This is a genomic window from Streptomyces yongxingensis (assembly GCF_055597465.1).
Window position 1 is genome coordinate 6953743 of sequence record NZ_CM145717.1, and the last position, 20013, is coordinate 6973755.

Sequence of the window (20013 nt, forward strand, 5' to 3'; positions counted from 1 at the left end):
GGAGAAGACCCACGTGACACGCAAGACAGTGCGGATCGCCATGAACGGTGTGACCGGCCGGATGGGCTACCGCCAGCACCTCGTCCGCTCTCTCCTCGCCCTTCGCGAACAGGGTGGCCTGGACCTCGGCGACGGCACCGTGCTGTGGCCCGAGCCGCTGCTCGTCGGCCGCCGGGAGCACGCGCTCAAGGAGATCGCCGAGCGCCATGGCCTCGACCCGGTCGCGGACGTCTCGACCGACCTGGACGCCGTGCTCGCGGCCGACGGCGTCGACATCTACTTCGACGCGCAGGTCACCGCCGCCCGCGAGGACGCCATCAAGAAGGCCATCGCGGCGGGCAAGCACATCTACACCGAGAAGCCGACCGCCACCGGCCTGGAGGGCGCCCTGGAGCTGGCCCGGCTCGCCGAGGCGGCGGGCGTCAAGCACGGGGTCGTCCAGGACAAGATCTTCCTGCCGGGGCTGCTGAAGCTGAAGCGCCTCATCGACGGCGGCTTCTTCGGCAGAATCCTTTCCGTGCGCGGGGAGTTCGGCTACTGGGTCTTCGAGGGCGACTGGCAGGCCGCCCAGCGACCCTCGTGGAACTACCGCGCCGAGGACGGCGGCGGCATCGTCGTCGACATGTTCCCGCACTGGGAGTACGTGCTGCACGAGCTGTTCGGCCCCGTGCGCACCGTCCAGGCGCAGGCCACCACCCACATCCCGACCCGCTGGGACGAGCGCGGCAAGCCGTACGAGGCCACCGCCGACGACGCGGCCTACGGGGTCTTCCAGCTCGAGGGCGGCGTCATCGCCCAGATCAACTCCTCCTGGGCGGTCCGGGTGAACCGCGACGAGCTGGTGGAGTTCCAGGTCGACGGCACCGAGGGCTCGGCCGTCGCGGGCCTGCGCAACTGCCGCGTGCAGCACCGCTCGCACACCCCCAAGCCGGTCTGGAACCCCGATCTGCCCGCCACCGAGGCGTTCCGCGACCAGTGGCAGCAGGTGCCGGACAACGAGGAGTTCGACAATGGCTTCAAGGCGCAGTGGGAGCTGTTCCTGCGCCATGTCGCGCTCGACGAGCCCTGGCGCTGGGACCTGCTGGCCGGCGCGCGCGGCGTCCAGCTCGCCGAGCTGGGATGGAAGTCGTCGGCGGAGGGCCGCCGGCTGGACGTACCGGAGCTGAGCCTGTGACCATCCACCTTCCCGCGCCGGGCGGTACGACCCGCCCCTACGAACCCCGCACCGAGCCGCTGTCGCCGACCCCCGGGGCCCCCTTCACCTCCCGCGTCGTCTTCTCGGCCGCCCATGTGGTGGCCGACCCGTACGCCGATGTGACCCCGGACGGCCCGGCCGCCGTGGACTGGGACGCCACCCTGGCCTTCCGCCGCCACCTGTGGTCCCACGGGCTGGGCGTGGCCGAGGCCATGGACACCGCCCAGCGCGGTATGGGCCTGGACTGGGCGGGCGCCGCCGAGCTGATCCGCCGCTCGGCGGCCGAGGCGCGGGCGGTCGGCGGCCGGATCGCCTGCGGCGTCGGCACCGACCAGCTCTCCGCCACCGAGATCGGCTATCCGTACGGCCTGGACGAGGTCCGGGCGGCGTACGAGGAGCAGTTGGCCGTCTGCGAGGAGTCCGGCGCCCAGGCCATCCTGATGGCCTCGCGCGCCCTGTGCGCCGTGGCCAAGGGCCCCGAGGACTACCTCGAGGTCTACGGCCATCTGCTGCGCCAGTCCGCCGAGCCGGTGATCCTGCACTGGCTGGGCCCGATGTTCGACCCGGCCCTGGAGGGCTACTGGGGCAGCACCGACCTGGACGCCGCCACCCGCACCTTCCTCGACGTCATCGCCGCCCACCCCGACAAGGTGGACGGCATCAAGGTCTCGCTGCTGGACGCCCAGCGCGAGATCGACCTGCGGCGCAAGCTGCCGGACGGGGTGCGCTGCTACACGGGTGACGACTTCCACTACCCCGAGCTGATCGCGGGCGACGACCGGGGCTTCAGCCACGCCCTGCTCGGCATCTTCGACCCGCTGGGCCCGCTGGCGGCGGAGGCCGTGCGCAGGCTCGACACCGGCGATGTGGGGGCCTTCCGCGCCCTGCTGGACCCCACCGTGGAGCTCTCCCGCCACCTCTTCCAGACCCCGACCCGCTACTACAAGACGGGCGTGGTGCTGCTGGCCTGGCTGGCGGGCCACCAGTCGCACTTCACCATGGTCGGCGGCCTCCAGTCGGCCCGTTCGCTGCCGCACCTGGCGCGGGCGTACGAACTGGCGGACGGGCTGGGCCTGTTCCCGGACCCGGCGCTGGCCGAATCCCGGATGAAACACCTGCTGTCCGTGTACGGAGTCACCCAATGAGCCCCGTTGTGCCCCGCCTGAGCCTCAACCAGGAAACGATCAAGCAGTGGTCGCTGCCCGAGCTGGCGGAGGGCTGCGTCAAGGCGGGCGTCACGGGCGTGGGCCTGTGGCGCGAACCGGTCCAGAAGTACGGCGTGGAGGCCGCGGCTCGCCTCGTCCGCGATGCGGGCCTGACCGTCACCAGCCTGTGCCGGGGCGGCTTCTTCACCGCGAGCGAGCCCGAGGCGCGCGCCACGGCCCTGGCCGACAACCGCCGGGCCATCGACGAGGCCGCCACCCTGGGCACCGACACCCTGGTCCTGGTCTCCGGCGGCCTCCCGGACGGCAGTCGCGACCTTTTCGCCGCCCGCGAGCGCATCGCCGAGGCGCTGGGGGACCTCGCCCCGTACGCCGCCGACCACGGCGTCCGCCTGGCCATTGAGCCCCTGCACCCCATGTACGCGTCCGACCGCTGCGTGGTCTCCACCCTCGCCCAGGCCCTCGACCTGGCCGAGCGCTTCCCGGCGGAGCAGGTGGGCGTGGTCGTGGACACGTACCACATCTGGTGGGACGACACCGTGGCGGACCAGATCGCCCGCGCGGGCGCGGGCGGCCGCATCGCGGCCTTCCAGCTCGCCGACTGGGTCACGCCGCTCCCGGAGGGCGTCCTCCTGGGGCGGGGCCAACTGGGCGACGGATCGGTCGACTTCCGCTGGTTCCGCGAGCAGGTGGACGCGACGGGCTACACCGGCCCGATCGAGGTGGAGATCTTCAACCCGGACCTGTGGGCCCGCGACGGCGCGGATGTCCTGGCCGAGGTCGCCGACCGCTACCGGACGCTGGTGCTTTAGCGACTGCTTAGGGGTGCGTTGGGCAGCGTTGCGTCCAGGCAGCCGAGCGCACCCCGGCGCGGCCAGGGTGTGGGCGGTCTCCATGCGCGTGTCGGTGATCTCTCCCTGTTCCAGCTTCCGGATCAGCGAGAGCGATACGCCTGATGCTGTGGCCAGTTCCCTCTGCGTCAGACCGCGCCGCTTGCGGACCTTACGGAGGCTGGAGCCAATGCCTGTGTCCTCATGCATACTGAACTCCGTTCTGAACTCGACACTCAGACGGTACTCCCGGCCCGAACGGGATTGCGGTGATCGGCCCCTGACCACAGGTTGGGGGCCTTCGTGTTGGTGCGTTCGCTCTGGCCGGGCGGGCACTTGAGACAGGGGCACGGTATCGGTCAGGCCGGATCATCGAGCGTGCCGTGCGGTCCGGCGGTCCTACATTTCGACGACTCCACCCAGGGTGGTCCGCGAGTTCGACGACCGACTGCACGGCATCTACCTATGATCACGAAGGAGCGGCCCATGCGCCTCGGCATCACCGGCCACCGCGGTCTTCCCCCGGAGACGGAGCGATTGGTCCGCCGGGCCCTTCAAGCGGAAGTCGCGCGCCATGGGCCTGATCTGGTCGGGGTCTCGTGTATCGCCGACGGCCCGGACGCCTGGTTCGCCGAGCTGGTGCTGGAGGCTGGTGGTCGCCTTGAAGTGGTGGTCCCTGCGGAGAAGTACCGCGATGGCCTGCCGGAGGAGCACCACCAGACCTATGACCGTCTCATCCAACAGGCCGCCGACATCCACCGCACAGGCATGGTGGAGTCAGACTCCCAGGCGCACATGGCCGGAAGCGAGATTCTGGTGGGCGTGGTGGATGAGCTGGTCGCCGTTTGGGACGGGCAGCCGGCTCGCGGGTACGGCGGAACGGCCGATGTCGTGGCCTACGCCGAGCGCACCGGTGTCCGGTCTCGGGTGATCTGGCCGGAGGGTGCTACCCGCGACTGACCGAGAGCGCGGCGTATCACCCAGCGCGTGCGGGGCGGCCGGTCAGCGCTGGGTGGCGGTGGAGGTCGGGGGCGGGGTTTCGGGAGGTGAGGTCGGGGAGGGCTGGGTCGGAGGGGCGGTGTTGGAGGACGGGACCGAGGTGGCCGGAGGGGAGGGGCGGGGGTCGCGTGCGGGCGGTGCCGGTTGGGGGCGCTCCGGGGAGCCGGACAGCAGCAGGAAGGCGACGGCCGCCGCTGCCGCCACCGTCACGGCGACGGCGGACACGACCCGCCGGATCCGCCGCCTGCCCCAGGCCGGGCCGGTGGGAGGCCGGTACGGGGACAGATCGTGGGCGTCGATGAGCCGCGCACGGGCGTCGAGCGCGGCGCGCAGCCGTTCCTCGATGGGGGAGGGAGTGCTCATCGGGCCGCCTCCAGCAGCTTCTCCAGGGTGACGAGCGCACGGCTCGCGGTCGACTTCACGGTGCCTCGGGAGACGCCCAGCGCCTCGGCTATCTGGGCCTCGGTCAGCTCCGACCAGTAGCGCAGCACCAGCACCTCGCGCTGGCGCGGGGTGAGTTCGGTGAGCGCGTCGAGGACCTGCCGGTGCTCCTCGGCGAGCAGCAGCGGCTCGTCCACGGGCGCCCCCGGCCCCTGGTACGGCGGGGTGTACGCGCGCGCCGTGCGCCGCCGGCGCAGCACCGAGCGGGCGGCGTTGACCACGGCGGTGTGCAGATAGGCGTGGGCGTCCTGGAGGCTGTCCAGCCGTGAGCCGTGGCGGCGGCAGACGGCGGCGAAGGCGTCCTGGACGACGTCCTCGGCGGTGTGCAGGTCGTCCACCAGGAAGACCGCCAGCCGGATCATGTCCAGCCGCCGGGCCCGGTACAGATCGTCCAGCGTGGGGCCGGGCTCTCCGTCGCCCCGGCCGCCCACCGGCCGCAGTGCCCGCAGCCGCCGCCCGGTGCGCGGTGTCTCCACCGGCGGCGTCGAGGCGGTCGTCCGGGCTCGGCGGAGCAGCCGGGCCCACCAGGGCAGGACAAGAGTGAGCTGCATCGTCCTCGTTCACCTCATCGGTGCGGCGGGACCGGCTCCGGATCCGGCCCCGCCCCACCCTGATCGGCGGCTAGCGGCTGGGCTTGGTGGGCGCGGGCACGCTGGTGTGCGGCGGCGTGGGTGCGGGCTTGGTCGGCTCGGGGACGCTGGTGGGCGGCAGCGTCGGCTCGGGCTTGGCGGTGGGCGGCTTCGTGGGCTCCGGCTTGGCGGTCGGCGGCTTGGTGGGCTCGGGGACGCTGGTGGGCGGCAGCGTCGGCTCGGGCTTGGCGGTGGGCGGCTTCGTGGGCTCCGGCTTGCTGGTGGGCGGCTTGGTCGGCTCGGGCTTCGAGGTCGCCGACGAGGCCGGCTTGGCCGGGCGGGAGTGGTCGGAGGTGGCCGCCTGGGCGGCGATGCCCCCGCCCACGATCAGGGCGACTCCGGCGGCCGACCCCACGATCCAGGGGCGCAGACGGCGGTTCGGCTTCTTGGCGCGGACGTGCTGCATACGGAACGACTCCCGAAAGGAATGAACGAACGCTGAAGGGCGAGGCGTGCGCCGAGGATCCGAGGACCACGAGGACCCGAGGACCCGTTCCGGAACCCGCCTTCAACCCACCAGACGTGCGGCCCCACCCGAGGTTGTCGCGCCCCGGAAAAATCTTTCGCCGATCGCCGTGCAACCGTTCCGGCCCTTGGCAGGTCGTACCTGGCATCGGGCTTCCTGGGGGGATCCGGGGGGGATCGAGAGGAAGCCCTGGGAGGGGAAAACGAGGGGCCCGGACCACGGCCGGGCCCCTCGAAACGTCACACCCTCAGAACGGCACCCCGCACCGCAGCAGTACGTTCGCGTACGGCCGCGCCTCGCCCGTACGGACCACCAGCCGCGCCCCCGCCGTCAGCGTCTTGAGCTCCTCGTGCGGGACCAGATCCAGCGCGGGAGCCGGGAAGAGGCGGTCGAGCAGGGCGGTCGCCCCGGGGTTGTGGCCGCGCACCTCCCGCGCCGCCGTGGCCCGTTCGACCACCAGCTCGTCCAGCAGCCCGGTGAGCACCCGCTCGAAGGACGGCACCCCGGCCGTGAAGGCGAGGTCCACCACGAACGGCCCGTCCGGTATCGGCAGGCCCGCGTCGCACACCATCACCGTGTCGGTGTGGCCCAACAGGGCGATGCCCGCGCTCAGATGGCGGTTGAGGATCCCGGACCGCTTCACAGGGCCGCCACCTCCTCGGCGCTCGGGAAGGACGCCTGCGCCCCGGCCCGGGTCACCGCGGCCGCGCCCACGCGCACCGCGAACCGCACCGCCGTCACCAGGTCGTCGCCGACGCCGAGGCGCCAGGCGAGCGCGCCGGTGAAGGCGTCCCCCGCGCCCGTGGTGTCCACGGCCGTCACCGCGGGACTGGGCACCAGCACCGTACGGTCGCCGTCGGCGACCAGCGCGCCCTCGCCGCCCAGGGTCACCACGACCGAGCGCGGACCGCGCGAGAGCAGGGCGTCGGCCCACTCCTCGGGGTCGTCGGAGGACCCCACCGGGCCGTCGCTCAGCAGGAACCGCGCCTCGTGCTCGTTGACCACCAGGGGGTCACAGGCGGCCAGCACATCGGTGGGCAGCGGCGCGACCGGCGAGGGGTTGAGCACCACCCGCGGCCCGGGGCGGCCGCCGAAGCCCGCGGCCGCCGTGCGGACCACCTCGGCGACCGACTCCAGCGGGATCTCCAACTGCACCGAGACCACCCGCGCCGCGGCCAGCAGGCGTAGCGAGGCATGGACGTCGCCGGGGGTCAGCCGGGCGTTGGCCCCCTGGGAGACCACGATGCTGTTGTCGCCCGAGGGGTCCACCGTGATCAGCGCCACCCCGGTGGGCGCGCCGCCGACCAGCACGCCCACCGTGTCGACCCCGGCCGACCGCTGCGAGTCCAGCAGCAGCCGGCCGTAGTCGTCGTCGCCGACCCGGGCCAGCAGGGCCGTCCGGGCCCCCAGCCGGGCGGCGGCGACGGCCTGGTTGGCGCCCTTGCCGCCCGGGTGGACCACCAGGTCGGACCCGAGGACCGTCTCACCGGCCCCGGGGCGGCGGTCGACTCCGATCACCAGATCGGCGTTGGCCGACCCCACGACCAGCAGGTCGTAGTCGCGCATCCGCACGTCCTTTCGTTTGTCAATTCGCGGTGACGACCTTCACCGGCACCTTCACCGTGCCGTCGATCTTCTGCCCCTTGGCGGCCTTGACGGCGTTCTCCACCACCATCCGGCCCAACTCCTTCGGCTGCTGGGCGACGGTCGCGGCGAGCGTGCCGTTCTCCACCGCCTTGAGCCCGTCCGGGGTGCCGTCGAAGCCGACGACCGCGACGGACTTGCCCGCCTTGGACCCGAGCGCCTTGGCCGCGCCGAGCGCCATCTCGTCGTTCTCGGCGAAGATCCCGTCGATGCCCGGGTGGGCCTGGAGCAGATTGGTGGTCACATCGAGCCCCTTGGCCCGGTCGAAGTCGGCGGTCTGCTTGCCGACGACCTTGATGTCCGGGTACGCCTTCAGGCCCTCCGCGAAGCCCTTACCGCGCTCACGCGAGGCCGAGGTACCGGGGGTGCCCTGCAGCACCAGGATCGTGCCCTTCTTTCCGAGCCGCTCGGCGAGCGTCTTCGCCGCCAGCTTGCCCCCTGTGATGTTGTCGGAGGCCACCAGGGTCGCGATCTTCGCCTTGTTGACGCCGCGGTCGGCGGCGAGCACCGGGATGCCCGCCTTGTCGGCGGCCCGGACGGACGGGCCCGCGGCATCGGAGTCGACCGGGTTGATGATGATCGACTTCATGTTCTGGCTGGTGAAGTTCTGGATCTGATTGGCCTGCTGGGAGGCGTCGTTCTGGGCGTCGGTGACCGTAAGGCTGATCCCGGCGCGCTTGGCCTCCTCCTGGGCGCCCGCCTTGAGCTGCACGAAGAAGGGGTTGTTCAGGGTGGAGACCGACAGACCGACCTTGGTGGACGCGGCCCCGGAGGAGCCGGAGCGCCAGACGGAGGCGCCGAAGGCGATGGCGGCGACGACCACGGCGGCCAGCGCGAACTTGCCCGCGGTGACGGCCTTCTTACGGCCGCCACCGGACGGTCCGCCCGCCGCGGCTCCGGCCGCCCCCGGCCCGGCCCCGGCGCGCCGGCGCACCGTGTCCAGCAGCACCGCGAGCGCGATGACGACACCGATGACGACCTGCTGCCAGAAGGCGGACACCTCCAGCAGGTTGAGCCCGTTCCGCAGCACCGCGAGGATCAGCGCGCCGATCAGCGTGCCGGACGCCTTACCGACGCCACCGGACAGGCTGGCGCCGCCGATGACCACCGCGGCGATCGCGTCGAGTTCGTAGCCGACGGCCGCCTGGGGCTGCGCGGAGGACAGCCGGGAGGCGAGCACGATGCCCGCGACGGCCGCGAAACCGCCGGAGAGCGCGTAGATGACCAGCTTCTGGCGGGTCACCCGGATACCGGAGAGCCGGGCCGCCTCCTCGTTGCCACCGATCGCGTACATCGCCCGGCCCGGGTACGTACGGCCCAGCACACCCGCGGTGATCAGGCCCATCACGACCATCACGATCACCGGGACGGGCAGCCAGCCGCCGAGGGTGTCCCCGAGGTTCGACACCGAGTCGGGGACGGCTATCGGGCTGCCCTGGGAGATCACCAGGGCCAGGCCGCGGCCGATCGACAGCATCGCGAGCGTGGCGATGAACGGCGGCAGCTTCCCGAAGGAGACCAGCGCCCCGCTGACCAGCCCGCAGACGACACCGGTGGTGAGCGCCAGGAGCGCCGCGAACCAGACCGGCAGCCCCTGTGAGCTCGCGGACCAGGCGAGCACGGTGGCGGACAGCGCGGCCACCGAGCCGACCGAGAGGTCGATGCCCGCGGAGACGATGACGAAGGTGACGCCGAAGGCGAGGATCGCGGTGACCGCCGCCTGGACGCCGACGTTGAGGAGATTGTCGGTGGTGAGGAAGTCGCCGGACAGCAGCGCCATGGCGGCCACCAGCAGCACCAGGGCGCTCAGGGCGCCGTTGTCGAGCAGCACGCGGCGCAGCGCCGCCGAGCCCCCGGGGTCCTTCGTGGCGTCAATCGTGTCAGTGGCCACGGGAGCCCTCCTTTTCCTTGCCGCCGACCCCTTCGTCGGCGTCCTTGACGTCCTTCACTGCCAGGGCCATCACGGCGTCCTGGGTCGCTTCCCGCGCGGTCAGCTCGCCCGCGATCCGGCCCTGGGCCATGACCAGGACCCGGTCGCTCATCCCCAGCACCTCGGGCAGATCGCTGGAGATCATCAGCACGGCGTGGCCGGACGCGGTGAGTTCGTTGATGAGCTGGTAGATCTCGACCTTGGCGCCCACGTCGATCCCGCGGGTCGGTTCGTCGAGGATCAGCACCTTGCTGTCGGCGAGCAGCCACTTGCCGATGACGACCTTCTGCTGGTTGCCGCCGGAGAGGGTGCGCACCCGCTGGTCAAGACCGGCCATCCGGACGGCCAGCCGCTCGGCGACACCGGCCGCCGAGCGCCGCTGGGCGGCCCGGTCGACCAGCCCGGCGCGGGTGGCGGCGCGCAGTGTGACCAGGCCGAGGTTCTCCTGTACGGAGCCGTCCAGGACCAGGCCCTGGCCCTTACGGTCCTCGGGGACGAGGCCGATCCCGGCCCGCATGGCGGCCACCACGTCATGGCCGGGCAGCGGGCGGCCGAGCACCTCGACGGAGCCGGAGTCGTACGCGTCGGCGCCGAACAGCGCCCGGACGACCTCCGTACGGCCCGCGCCGACCAGCCCGGCCAGGCCCACCACCTCCCCGGCCCGCACCTCGAAGCCGATGTCCTGGAAGCTGCCGTTCCGGGTGAGTCCCCGGACCTTCAGCAGGGGCTCACCGGCGTCCCCGCGCTCGCGCGGGTACTGCTGCTCGATGGAGCGGCCCACCATCAGCCGCACCAGCTCGTCCTGGTCGGTGCTTGCCGGGACCTGGGTGACGCTGCGGCCGTCGCGCAGCACGGTGACCCGGTCGCCCAGGGCGGCGATCTCCTCCAGGTGATGGGTGATGAAGACGACGCCCACCCCGTCCGCGCGCAGTGTGCGCACGATCCGGAAGAGCTTGTCGACCTCCTCGGTGGTGAGCACGGCGGTCGGCTCGTCCATGATCAGGACGCGGGCCTCCAGGCTCAGCGCCTTGGCGATCTCCACCATCTGCAGCCGGGCGATGCCGAGGTCGCGGACGCGGGTCCGGGGCGAGACGTCCACCCCGACGCGGGCCAGCAGCTCGGCGGCCCGCGCGTCCATGGCCTTGCGGTCGATCATGCCGAAGCGGCGCGGCTGGCGGCCCAGGAAGATGTTCTCGGCCACGGTGAGGTCCGGGACGAGGTTGAACTCCTGGTAGATGGTGGCGATCCCGAGCCGCTCGGCGTCCTGCGCGCTGTTGATCCGCACCGGCTCGCCGTCGACCAGGATCCGGCCGCCGTCGGGGCGGTGGGCGCCGGAGAGCATCTTGATCAGCGTGGACTTGCCCGCGCCGTTCTCGCCCAGGAGGACATGCACTTCGCCCCGGCGCAGATCGAAGTCCACCCCGTCCAGCGCCACCACCCCGGGGAAGGTCTTGCGGACCCCCTCCATGCGCAGCAGCTCCGGCCCGGCGCCGCCCGTGGACGCGCCCTCCGGCGCCGGGCCATGAGAGCCGGTCGCCGTGCCCGTCGCCGTGACGGCGGCGCCACCCGTGGCCCCGGCCCCGGCGTCAGCGCGCACGGCCCCGGCGTCAGCGCGCACGGGCTCGGTGCCCGCTGCCGGGGTTCCGGCGCCCGAAGCCGCCACGTTGCCGCGGGAGGGCGTGGACGCGGGGGACTGGGCGTCCGAGGGCGTGGGGTCCGCGTTCGGCGTCGCCGACGCGCCCGCCTCGGCGGCACCTGGGGAGGACGGTTCGGACTCGGAACTCATGGTTTGCTCCCTTCGGGCTCGCCGCACGAGCGGCGGGTGACCAGACGGGCGGACAGGGTCACCGACTCGGCGGGCCGCCCCTCGACGAGATCGATCAGCGCCGTCACGGCGGCACGGCCGAGCGCCCCGGTCGGCTGGGCGATGGCGGTGATCGGCGGATCGGTGTGGACGAACCAGGGGATGTCGTCGAACGCGGCGAGCGCCACGTCGTCCGGCACCCGCAGGCCCCGCGCGCGGATCTCGTCCATCGCGCCGAGCGCCATAAGGTTGTCCGCGGCGAAGATCGCGTCCGGAGGGTACGGCAGTTCGAGGAAGCGGGCGGTCACCCGGCGGCCGCTGTCCGCCTGGAAGTCGCCCTGGCCGATGTGGTCCTCGTGCAGCTCCAGGCCGAACTCGCGCAGCGCGGAGCGGAAGGCGTCCACCCGTTCGCGGCCGGTCGTGGTGGCTGCCGGGCCCGCGATGATCCCGACCCGGCGGTGGCCCAGGGCGCACAGATGGGCCACCAGAGCGCGGATGGCTCCCCGCCCGTCGGTGCGGATCACCGGCACCCGGTCCAGGCCCTCGCCCTCGATCCAGCGGTCGACGAAGACCATGGGGGTGCCGGCGCGGGCGGCGGCCAGCATCATCGGGGAGCCGCCGTCCGTGGGGCTGACCAGCAGTCCGTCTATGCGGCGGTCCATCAGGGTGCGCACATGGTGGTCCTGGAGGTCGGGCCGCTCGTCGGCGTTGCCGATGACCACGCTGTAGTCCAGCTCGCGTGCGGCGTCCTCGACCGAGCGGGCCAGCTCGGTGAAGAAGGGATTCAGCACATCGCTGATGACCAGCCCCAGGGTCCGGGTCTGGTCGGTACGCAGCGAGCGGGCCACCGCGTTGGGGCGATAGCCGAGGTCGGCGACCGCGGCGAGCACCCGTTCGCGGGTGTCCGCGCGGACGGAGGGGTGGTCATTGAGCACCCGTGAGACCGTCGCCACGGAGACCCCGGCACGCCGCGCCACATCCTTGATGGCCGGCATCGTCCACCTCCTTGTGGAATCGATTACATGGGATTGGAATCGATTACATGGGCGGAGGCAAGAGGTCGGCCCCCGGTGAAACCGGATCGTGATATTCCGCCACGGGTCACACCCGCGCGTTCTTCCCCGCGGGCGTTGTCCACGGGCGTTGTCCACAGGCCCGAACCGCCTGTCGGCTCCCGGCGGTACGGTCGGGGCATGCTCAAACTCGCGGTGGTGGAAGGGGTCCTGGAGCGGATCACCTACGCCAATGAGGAGAACGGGTACACGGTCGCGCGGGTCGACACCGGCCGTGGCTCCGGCGATCTGCTCACCGTCGTCGGCTCGCTGCTGGGCGCCCAGCCGGGCGAGTCGCTGCGGATGGAGGGCCGCTGGGGTTCCCATCCGCAATATGGCAAACAGTTCACGGTCGAGAACTACCAGACCGTCCTCCCCGCCACCGTCCAGGGCATCCGGCGCTATCTCGGCTCCGGGCTGATCAAGGGCATCGGCCCCCGGATCGCCGACCGGATCACCGAGCACTTCGGCGTCGACACCCTCGACGTCATCGAACAGGAGCCCAAGCGGCTGGTCGAGGTCCCCGGCCTCGGCCCCAAGCGCACCAAGATGATCGCCGCCGCCTGGGAGGAGCAGAAGGCCATCAAGGAGGTGATGGTCTTCCTCCAGGGGGTCGGCGTCTCCACCTCCATCGCGGTGCGGATCTACAAGAAGTACGGCGACGCGTCGATTTCGGTCGTGAAGAACGAGCCGTACCGGCTGGCGGCCGACGTCTGGGGCATCGGCTTCCTCACCGCCGACAAGATCGCCCAGTCGGTCGGCATCCCCCATGACAGCCCCGACCGGGTGAAGGCCGGTCTGCAGTACGCGCTGTCCCAGTCCGCCGACCAGGGCCACTGCTATCTCCCCGAGGAGCAACTCATCGCGGACGCGGTCAAGTTGCTCCAGGTGGACACCGGCCTGGTCATCGACTGCCTGGGCGAGCTCGCGGCCGAGGACGAGGGCGTGGTGCGCGAGCCGGTCCCGGGCCCGGCGGACGGCGAGCCGGTCTCCGCCGTCTATCTGGTGCCCTTCCACCGCGCCGAGATCTCCCTCGCGGGCCAGGTGCTGCGGCTGCTGCGCACCGAGGAGGACCGGCTGCCCGCCTTCCGGGGCGTGGACTGGGACAAGGCGCTGGGCTGGCTGGCGGGTCGCACCGGCGCCGATCTGGCGCCCGAGCAGAGCCAGGCGGTGCGGCTCGCGCTGACCGAGAAGGTCGCGGTGCTCACCGGCGGGCCGGGCTGCGGCAAGTCCTTCACCGTGCGGTCCGTGGTGGAGCTGGCCCGCGCCAAGAAGGCCAAGGTGGTGCTCGCGGCGCCCACCGGCCGGGCCGCCAAGCGGCTGTCGGAGCTGACCGGCGCCGAGGCGTCCACCGTCCACCGCCTGCTGGAGCTCAAGCCCGGCGGGGACGCGGCGTACGACAGGGACCGCCCGCTCGACGCGGACCTGGTGGTGGTCGACGAGGCGTCGATGCTCGATCTGCTGCTGGCCAACAAGCTGGTCAAGGCCGTCCCGCCCGGTGCCCATCTGCTCTTCGTCGGCGATGTGGACCAGTTGCCCAGCGTGGGTGCCGGGGAGGTGCTGCGCGATCTGCTGGCCCCCGGCAGCCCCGTCCCGGCGGTGCGGCTGACCCGGATCTTCCGCCAGGCCCAGCAGTCAGGGGTGGTCACCAACGCCCACCGGATCAACGAGGGGGTGCCGCCGGTCACCCAGGGCCTGTCGGACTTCTTCCTCTTCGTGGAGGACGACACCGAGGAGGCCGGGCGGCTCACGGTCGATGTCGCGGCCCGCCGCATCCCCGCGAAGTTCGGCCTCGACCCCCGTCGTGACGTGCAGGTTCTGGCCCCGATGCACCGCGGCCCGGCGGGCGCCGGCACGCTCAACGGACTGCTTCAGCAGGCCATCACCCCGGCCCGCCCGGACCTCCCCGAGCGCCGCTTCGGAGGCCGGGTCTTCCGGGTCGGCGACAAGGTGACCCAGATCCGTAACAATTATGAGAAAGGGGCCAACGGGGTCTTCAACGGCACGGTTGGCGTCGTCACCTCACTCGACACCGATGAGCAGCGGCTGACCGTGCGGACGGACGAGGACGAGGAGGTACCGTACGACTTCGACGAGCTGGACGAGCTGGCTCATGCCTATGCGGTGACCATCCACCGGTCACAGGGCAGTGAGTACCCGGCCGTCGTGATCCCGGTGACCACCGGGGCCTGGATGATGCTGCAGCGCAATCTCCTGTACACGGCCGTGACCCGTGCCAAGCGCCTTGTGGTGCTGGTCGGCTCGCGCCGCGCGCTGGGGCAGGCGGTGCGCACCGTCTCGGCGGGCAGGCGCTGCACCGCGCTGGATCACCGACTCGGCGGCGATGTGACAGTCGAGCGTGTCAGATGGGTTTCCGAACGATGACGAACGGGGCAGGATGGCCGTGAAGGCGGCACTGAGTGCCGCCAAAAGGCTCTTCGGCCGACCCCGAGTGCACGTTCGCTACCCGAGTAGGGGAAGGTGGGGGGAGTCAGGGCACCTCGAAGAAGAGAACCAGACGTCGGTGAGGGATGACGTGAGCGACAACTCTGTAGTACTGCGGTACGGGGACGGCGAGTACACCTACCCGGTGGTCGACAGCACTGTCGGCGACAAGGGCTTCGATATCGGCAAGCTGCGCGCCCAGACCGGTCTGGTGACCCTGGACTCCGGTTACGGCAACACCGCCGCGTACAAATCCGCGATCACCTATCTGGACGGTGAGCAGGGCATCCTGCGCTACCGCGGCTACCCCATCGAGCAGCTGGCGGAGCGCGCCTCCTTCCTGGAGACGGCCTTCCTGCTGATCAACGGGGAGCTGCCCACCGTCGATGAACTGGCGGCCTTCCGTGAGGACATCACCCGCCACACGCTGCTGCACGAGGACGTCAAGCGGTTCTACGACGGCTTCCCGCGTGACGCCCACCCGATGGCGATGCTGTCCTCCGTGGTCAGCGCGCTGTCGACCTTCTACCAGGACAGCCACAACCCGTTCGACGAGAAGCAGCGCAACCTCTCGACGACCCGGCTGCTGGCCAAGCTGCCGACCATTGCCGCCTATGCGTACAAGAAGTCGGTCGGCCACCCCTTTGTCTACCCGCGCAATGACCTCGGCTATGTCGAGAACTTCCTCCGGATGACCTTCTCGGTCCCCGCGCAGGAGTACGAGCTGGACCCGATCGTGGTCTCCGCGCTCGACAAGCTGCTGATTCTGCACGCCGACCACGAGCAGAACTGTTCGACCTCCACGGTCCGGCTGGTCGGCTCCTCGCAGGCCAATATGTTCGCCTCCATCTCGGCGGGCATCAACGCCCTGTGGGGCCCCCTGCACGGCGGCGCCAACCAGTCCGTGCTGGAGATGCTCGAGGGCATCCAGGCTTCGGGCAGCGACGTCGACACCTTCATCCGCAAGGTGAAGAACAAGGAAGACGGCGTGAAGCTCATGGGCTTCGGGCACCGCGTCTACAAGAACTTCGACCCCCGGGCGAAGATCATCAAGTCGGCGGCGCACGATGTCCTCTCCGCGCTCGGCAAGTCCGACGAGCTGCTCGACATCGCGCTCAAGCTGGAGGAGCACGCGCTCGCGGACGACTACTTCGTGGAGCGCAAGCTCTACCCGAACGTGGACTTCTACACCGGTCTGATCTACCGGGCGATGGGCTTCCCGACCGAGATGTTCACCGTGCTGTTCGCGCTCGGCCGGCTGCCCGGCTGGATCGCCCAGTGGCACGAGATGATCAAGGAGCCGGGCTCCCGCATCGGCCGCCCCCGCCAGATCTACACGGGTGTGGTGGAGCGCGACTTCGTCCCGGTCGAAGAGCGCTAGAGCACCATTCGCGTCTCCGGGTGCCCCCGTCCCGCTTGGGCCGGGGGCGCTTCGCGTAACAAGCGAGAAGCGCCCCGCTGCCGATCCCCCCACGGGTCGGAGCGGGGCGCTTCCCTTGCCCCGGAGCGGATTCCCCCCACGGGATCCGGCCGGGCGTCCAGGGGCCCTTGCGGGCCGTATGGTGACGCGATCTGCCGGGACGCGTACCTACGGGAGGGCCGCTCAAAGCTCCCCGAGTACGTCGTCCCGGCTACGCGTAGCAGGATCCGTCCCCCAAGACGTATCCCCACCGTCCCATTAGACTCGCGACCCCCCTCGATGGTTACGTTGGGTTGTCTGTGATCTGCGTCTCTTGCCATAAGGGCTATAAAAGGGCAAGAGCCTCGATTTGAAGATCGAGGCTCCACCGTATGGGTGTTGTGCGGCTTATGGGGACTTGGTGAATCTATGTAGATGCTGTGAAGGTCCGCAGTCGCAGACTGTTCGTCACCACGAACACGGACGAGAACGCCATCGCGGCTCCCGCGATCATCGGGTTCAGCAGTCCGGCCGCCGCGAGCGGCAGCGCGGCGACGTTGTAGCCGAAGGCCCAGAAGAGATTGCCCTTGATGGTGCCGAGGGTCCGGCGCGCCAGCCGGATCGCGTCCGCCGCCACCCGTAGGTCGCCCCGGACCAGGGTCAGGTCCCCGGACTCGATGGCCGCGTCCGTGCCCGTGCCCATCGCGAGCCCGAGATCGGCGGTGGCGAGGGCGGCCGCGTCGTTGATCCCGTCGCCCACCATGGCGACCGTACGGCCCTCGCCCCGCAGCCGCTTCACCACGTCCACCTTGTCCTGCGGAAGTACCTCGGCGATGACGTCGTCGATGCCGACCTCGCGGGCCACCGCCTCGGCGACCAGCCGGTTGTCGCCGGTCAGCAGGATCGGGGTGAGGCCGAGCGCCCGCAGTTGGGCGACCGCCTCGGCGCTGGTCTCCTTGACGGCGTCGGCCACCAGAAGGACGCCGCGCGCCTCGCCGTCCCAGGCCACCGCGACCGCCGTCTGCCCCTCCGACTCGGCCGCCGCCTTGGCGGCCGCGAGGTCCTCGGGCAGCTCGATGGCCCAGGCGCCGAGCAGCTTCTCGCGGCCGACCAGCACCGCGTGGCCGTCCACCGTGCCCTGGACGCCGAGACCGGGCTCGGAGCGGAAGTCCGCGGGCGCCGGGAGGTCGCCGATCCGCTCGGCCGCGCCGTCCGCGATGGCCCGCGCGATCGGGTGCTCGGAGGCGTGCTCCAGGGCGCCCGCGAGCCGCAGCAGCTCCCGCTCGTCCACTCCGGGCGCCGTGACGGCCCCGCGCAGCCGCATCTGCCCGGCCGTCACGGTGCCGGTCTTGTCCAGGACGACGGTGTCCACCCGGCGCGTGGACTCCAGCACCTCGGGCCCCTTGATCAGGATGCCGAGCTGGGCGCCGCGGCCGGTGCCGACCATGAGCGCGGTCGGGGTGGCCAGGCCCAGGGCACAGGGGCAGGCGATGATCAGGACGGCGACGGCCGCGGTGAAGGCGGCGGCCGAGTCGCCCGTGGTGAGCAGCCAGCCCAGCAGGGTGCCGACGGCGATCAGCAGCACGATCGGTACGAAGATCCCCGAGACCCGGTCGGCGAGCCGCTGCACCTCGGCCTTGCCGTTCTGCGCGTCCTCGACCAGCTTGGCCATACGGGAGAGCTGGGTGTCCGCGCCCACACGGGTGGCCTCGACCACGATCCGGCCCGACGCGTTGACGGTCGCGCCCGCCACCGCGTCGCCGACCTCCACGTCCACCGGTACCGACTCGCCGGTCAGCATCGAGGCGTCCACGGCGGAGGAGCCCTCGACCACCGCGCCGTCGGTGGCGATCTTCTCGCCGGGGCGCACCACGAAGCGGTCACCGACGGCCAGCTCGCCGACGGGGATCCGTACCTCCTTGCCTCCGCGCAGCACGGCCACGTCCTTGGCGCCGAGCTCCAGCAGCGCGCGCAGCGCCGCGCCCGCCCGCCGCTTGGACTTCGCCTCCAGATAGCGGCCGAGGAGGATCAGCGCGGTCACTCCGGCCGCCGCCTCCAGATAGATCGAGGACGAACCGTCGGTGCGGGAGACGGTGAGGTCGAAGCCGTGCCGCATACCGGGCATGCCCGCGTGGCCGAAGAACAGCGCCCACGCGGACCAGCCGAGGGCCGCCAGGGTGCCGATGGAGACGAGGGTGTCCATGGTGGCCGCGCCGTGCCGGGCGTTCGTCCAGGCGGCCTTGTGGAAGGGCGCGCCGCCCCAGACGACGACCGGCGCGGCGAGGGTGAGCGAGAGCCACTGCCAGTTGTCGAACTGCAGGGACGGCACCATCGCCAGTACCACGACGGGCAGGGAGAGGGCGAGGGAGACGAGCATGCGGTGGCGCAGGGAGTCCGGTGCGGCCTCGCCGCGCGGGTCGGCCTCCGGTGCGGCGGCGTCCTCGGGGGCGCGGGGCTCGGGCACGGCGGGGCGCGGTTCCTCGGCGGTGTACCCGGTTTTGACGACGGTGGCGATCAGGTCGGCGACCTCGATCCCCGCGCCGTAGGACACCTTGGCCTTCTCGGTGGCGAAGTTCACCGTGGCGGTGACGCCGTCGAGCCGGTTGAGCTTCTTCTCGACGCGGGCGGCGCAGGACGCACAGGTCATCCCGCCGATGGCGAGCTCGACCTGCGAGGGCCCGCCGGCCGTCGCCGTGGTGTCGGCGGCGGGCCCGGCGGGGGGTGCCGTGCTGGTCATGTCTGGTCTCCTGGGAGGAGGGCCGGGCCGTACGGCGACTGTATGAGCAGGGCGGCACGGTCCGGCGGATTTGGTGGGGGCTCGCTCAGGCCCGGCCGGCGAGCTCGTAGCCCGCCTCGTCCACGGCGGCGCGGACGGTCTCGTCGTTCAGCGGGGCGGCCGAGACCACGGTGACCTGGCCGGTGGACGCCACGGCCTTGACGGAGGCGACGCCGTCGAGGGCGCCGATCTCCTCGGCGACGGCGCCTTCGCAGTGGCCGCAGGTCATACCGGTCACCTGGTAGACGGTGGTGACTGCCTCGGAGCTCATGGGGTTCTCCTGTGTGGGGTGGGCGTGACGGTCGGTGCGCAGGAGGCACCGGAATGCCCCAGCGTCTCCTGGCAATCCCCACTCTATACCCCTAGGGGGTATGGATGGAAGCCGGTGATGCGCCGGTCGGTGGCGGGTGCCCCGCGCCCGCGCGCGCCCCTCCGCGGGCCGGGGTGGAGGAGGGGTGGACGAGGGGCGGGCGACGAGGTGTGGCGCGGGGGGTCAGGGCCGGGCGGGGACCCCCTCGGTGCCGAGCACCGGGGCGAGATAGCCGTACAGAGCGGTCTTCAACTCCGCGACGTACGCCTCCCGTTCCGCGCCCTCATGGCCGAGGATCAGCCCCAGCCCGGCCTTGAACAGGGCGAACGCCATGTTCGCGGTGTGGGCGCGGCGCTCGGGGGAGAGGTCGGGGTTGCGGACGCCGATCAGCTCGTTGATGCGGTCCTGGATCGAGTCGTGCAGGGCGGCGTGCTCCTCGAGGAAGTGGCCCGGCGCGTCGGAGGACTGGAGCAGGGTCAGGAAGGCGGGGTTCGCGCAGTTGAACTCGATCATCGGGTCGAGGACCGCGTCGAGCAGTTCGCGCAGGGGCAGCGCGGCGTTCTCCAGGGTGAAGACCACCCCGTGGGTCTCCAGCATCCGGCGGTTGAGGCGCTCGCCGAGCTCGACGGCGATGGCCTCCTTGTTCGGGAAGAACTGGTACAGCGTGCCGGGGGAGACCCCGGCCTCGCGGGCGATGGCGTTGGTGCTCGCGGAGGTGTAGCCGGCGCGGCAGAAGACGCTGGCGGCGGCGTCGAGCAGCTGCTGGATCCGGCGCTCGCCGCGCGCCTGTCTGCGGCGCGGCTTCGCCGTCTCGTCGGGCTGGTCCGCCTTGCTCTCGCTCACCTGTTTTCCCCGGCTCTCCGTGTTCGATTGACAAACACGAGCGCCCGCTCGCATTCTTGAGAAACGCGAGCGGTCGCTCGTGTTTAC

Annotated in this window: 17 protein-coding genes and 1 pseudogene; 6 read left to right on the top strand and 12 right to left on the bottom strand. The window is 71.6% G+C overall.

What is annotated here, in order from left to right; genetic code table 11:
• The first annotated feature begins 13 nt into the window (after nucleotides 1-13).
• From ACZ6TD_RS30120 to ACZ6TD_RS30130, 3 genes are read left to right on the top strand one after another with little or no spacing between them, the layout of a single operon-like run.
• Entirely contained in the window at nucleotides 14-1174 is a 1161-nt protein-coding gene (locus ACZ6TD_RS30120; protein WP_471343181.1) for a Gfo/Idh/MocA family protein, read from the top strand.
• Complete coding sequence (locus ACZ6TD_RS30125) at nucleotides 1171-2340, top strand: dihydrodipicolinate synthase family protein (protein WP_471343182.1); 1170 nt, start codon at nucleotides 1171-1173, stop codon at nucleotides 2338-2340. Before ACZ6TD_RS30120 ends, ACZ6TD_RS30125 begins: the two co-directional genes overlap by 4 nt.
• Complete coding sequence (locus ACZ6TD_RS30130) at nucleotides 2337-3170, top strand: sugar phosphate isomerase/epimerase family protein (RefSeq protein ID WP_471343183.1); 834 nt, start codon at nucleotides 2337-2339, stop codon at nucleotides 3168-3170. Before ACZ6TD_RS30125 ends, ACZ6TD_RS30130 begins: the two co-directional genes overlap by 4 nt.
• Before the next feature lie 60 nt (nucleotides 3171-3230).
• Here ACZ6TD_RS30130 and ACZ6TD_RS30135 read toward each other — a convergent pair.
• Nucleotides 3231-3398, bottom strand: a pseudogene (locus tag ACZ6TD_RS30135) (helix-turn-helix domain-containing protein); the annotation flags it as partial.
• Nucleotides 3399-3674: 276 nt separating this feature from the next.
• Here ACZ6TD_RS30135 and ACZ6TD_RS30140 point away from each other — a divergent pair.
• Nucleotides 3675-4148 (top strand): hypothetical protein, encoded by a 474-nt coding sequence (locus ACZ6TD_RS30140; RefSeq protein ID WP_471343184.1) that lies wholly within the window; start codon nucleotides 3675-3677, stop codon nucleotides 4146-4148.
• Nucleotides 4149-4190: 42 nt separating this feature from the next.
• Here the strand turns inward: ACZ6TD_RS30140 and ACZ6TD_RS30145 are convergent, their stop codons facing one another.
• The 8 genes from ACZ6TD_RS30145 to ACZ6TD_RS30180 form a co-directional block, all read right to left on the bottom strand.
• Nucleotides 4191-4550 carry a hypothetical protein gene (locus ACZ6TD_RS30145; RefSeq protein WP_471343186.1) on the bottom strand — a complete coding sequence of 120 codons (360 nt, stop codon included), beginning with the start codon at nucleotides 4548-4550 and terminating at the stop codon, nucleotides 4191-4193.
• Nucleotides 4547-5179 (bottom strand): sigma-70 family RNA polymerase sigma factor, encoded by a 633-nt coding sequence (locus tag ACZ6TD_RS30150; RefSeq protein WP_471343187.1) that lies wholly within the window; start codon nucleotides 5177-5179, stop codon nucleotides 4547-4549. Before ACZ6TD_RS30150 ends, ACZ6TD_RS30145 begins: the two co-directional genes overlap by 4 nt.
• 70 nt (nucleotides 5180-5249) lie before the next feature.
• Nucleotides 5250-5663 (bottom strand): hypothetical protein, encoded by a 414-nt coding sequence (locus tag ACZ6TD_RS30155; protein WP_471343188.1) that lies wholly within the window; start codon nucleotides 5661-5663, stop codon nucleotides 5250-5252.
• A gap of 307 nt (nucleotides 5664-5970) precedes the next feature.
• The gene (gene rbsD, locus ACZ6TD_RS30160) at nucleotides 5971-6366 is read right to left on the bottom strand and encodes a D-ribose pyranase (RefSeq protein ID WP_471343190.1); all 396 of its coding nucleotides are present in this window, start codon (nucleotides 6364-6366) and stop codon (nucleotides 5971-5973) included.
• The gene (locus ACZ6TD_RS30165; protein ID WP_471343191.1) at nucleotides 6363-7289 is read right to left on the bottom strand and encodes a ribokinase; all 927 of its coding nucleotides are present in this window, start codon (nucleotides 7287-7289) and stop codon (nucleotides 6363-6365) included. Before ACZ6TD_RS30165 ends, rbsD begins: the two co-directional genes overlap by 4 nt.
• A 19-nt stretch (nucleotides 7290-7308) precedes the next feature.
• The gene (locus ACZ6TD_RS30170) at nucleotides 7309-9258 is read right to left on the bottom strand and encodes an ABC transporter permease/substrate-binding protein (protein ID WP_471343194.1); all 1950 of its coding nucleotides are present in this window, start codon (nucleotides 9256-9258) and stop codon (nucleotides 7309-7311) included.
• Nucleotides 9248-10765 carry a sugar ABC transporter ATP-binding protein gene (locus tag ACZ6TD_RS30175; RefSeq protein ID WP_471358166.1) on the bottom strand — a complete coding sequence of 506 codons (1518 nt, stop codon included), beginning with the start codon at nucleotides 10763-10765 and terminating at the stop codon, nucleotides 9248-9250. The genes ACZ6TD_RS30170 and ACZ6TD_RS30175 overlap by 11 nt, the downstream gene beginning before the upstream one ends.
• A gap of 314 nt (nucleotides 10766-11079) precedes the next feature.
• Complete coding sequence (locus ACZ6TD_RS30180; protein ID WP_471343195.1) at nucleotides 11080-12096, bottom strand: LacI family DNA-binding transcriptional regulator; 1017 nt, start codon at nucleotides 12094-12096, stop codon at nucleotides 11080-11082.
• Between the two features lie 198 nt (nucleotides 12097-12294).
• Here ACZ6TD_RS30180 and recD2 point away from each other — a divergent pair, with 198 nt between their 5' ends.
• Both recD2 and ACZ6TD_RS30190 read left to right on the top strand, forming a co-directional pair.
• A complete protein-coding gene (recD2, locus tag ACZ6TD_RS30185; RefSeq protein ID WP_471343197.1) occupies nucleotides 12295-14538 on the top strand; it encodes an SF1B family DNA helicase RecD2 in 2244 nt (747 codons plus the stop codon).
• Between the two features lie 151 nt (nucleotides 14539-14689).
• Nucleotides 14690-15979 carry a citrate synthase gene (locus ACZ6TD_RS30190; protein WP_471343198.1) on the top strand — a complete coding sequence of 430 codons (1290 nt, stop codon included), beginning with the start codon at nucleotides 14690-14692 and terminating at the stop codon, nucleotides 15977-15979.
• A 445-nt stretch (nucleotides 15980-16424) separates the two neighbouring features.
• Here the strand turns inward: ACZ6TD_RS30190 and ACZ6TD_RS30195 are convergent, their stop codons facing one another.
• From ACZ6TD_RS30195 to ACZ6TD_RS30205, 3 genes are all read right to left on the bottom strand, one after another.
• Nucleotides 16425-18734 carry a heavy metal translocating P-type ATPase gene (locus tag ACZ6TD_RS30195; RefSeq protein ID WP_471343200.1) on the bottom strand — a complete coding sequence of 770 codons (2310 nt, stop codon included), beginning with the start codon at nucleotides 18732-18734 and terminating at the stop codon, nucleotides 16425-16427.
• 85 nt (nucleotides 18735-18819) lie between these two features.
• Nucleotides 18820-19044: a heavy-metal-associated domain-containing protein gene (locus tag ACZ6TD_RS30200; RefSeq protein ID WP_471343203.1), complete on the bottom strand. Its 225-nt coding sequence runs from the start codon at nucleotides 19042-19044 to the stop codon at nucleotides 18820-18822.
• A 222-nt stretch (nucleotides 19045-19266) separates the two neighbouring features.
• Nucleotides 19267-19926: a TetR family transcriptional regulator gene (locus tag ACZ6TD_RS30205; RefSeq protein WP_471343205.1), complete on the bottom strand. Its 660-nt coding sequence runs from the start codon at nucleotides 19924-19926 to the stop codon at nucleotides 19267-19269.
• Nucleotides 19927-20013 lie beyond the last annotated feature (87 nt).

Coding starts and splice junctions, on each gene's coding strand:
- ACZ6TD_RS30175 (WP_471358166.1), bottom strand. CDS start 10,765: ATGGAGGGGGTCCGCAAGACCTTCCCCGGGGTGGTGGCGCTGGACGGG.
- ACZ6TD_RS30140 (WP_471343184.1), top strand. CDS start 3,675: ATGCGCCTCGGCATCACCGGCCACCGCGGTCTTCCCCCGGAGACGGAG.
- recD2 (WP_471343197.1), top strand. CDS start 12,295: ATGCTCAAACTCGCGGTGGTGGAAGGGGTCCTGGAGCGGATCACCTAC.
- ACZ6TD_RS30195 (WP_471343200.1), bottom strand. CDS start 18,734: ATGACCAGCACGGCACCCCCCGCCGGGCCCGCCGCCGACACCACGGCG.
- ACZ6TD_RS30180 (WP_471343195.1), bottom strand. CDS start 12,096: ATGCCGGCCATCAAGGATGTGGCGCGGCGTGCCGGGGTCTCCGTGGCG.
- ACZ6TD_RS30130 (WP_471343183.1), top strand. CDS start 2,337: ATGAGCCCCGTTGTGCCCCGCCTGAGCCTCAACCAGGAAACGATCAAG.
- ACZ6TD_RS30150 (WP_471343187.1), bottom strand. CDS start 5,179: ATGCAGCTCACTCTTGTCCTGCCCTGGTGGGCCCGGCTGCTCCGCCGA.
- ACZ6TD_RS30155 (WP_471343188.1), bottom strand. CDS start 5,663: ATGCAGCACGTCCGCGCCAAGAAGCCGAACCGCCGTCTGCGCCCCTGG.
- ACZ6TD_RS30200 (WP_471343203.1), bottom strand. CDS start 19,044: ATGAGCTCCGAGGCAGTCACCACCGTCTACCAGGTGACCGGTATGACC.
- ACZ6TD_RS30145 (WP_471343186.1), bottom strand. CDS start 4,550: ATGAGCACTCCCTCCCCCATCGAGGAACGGCTGCGCGCCGCGCTCGAC.
- ACZ6TD_RS30165 (WP_471343191.1), bottom strand. CDS start 7,289: ATGCGCGACTACGACCTGCTGGTCGTGGGGTCGGCCAACGCCGATCTG.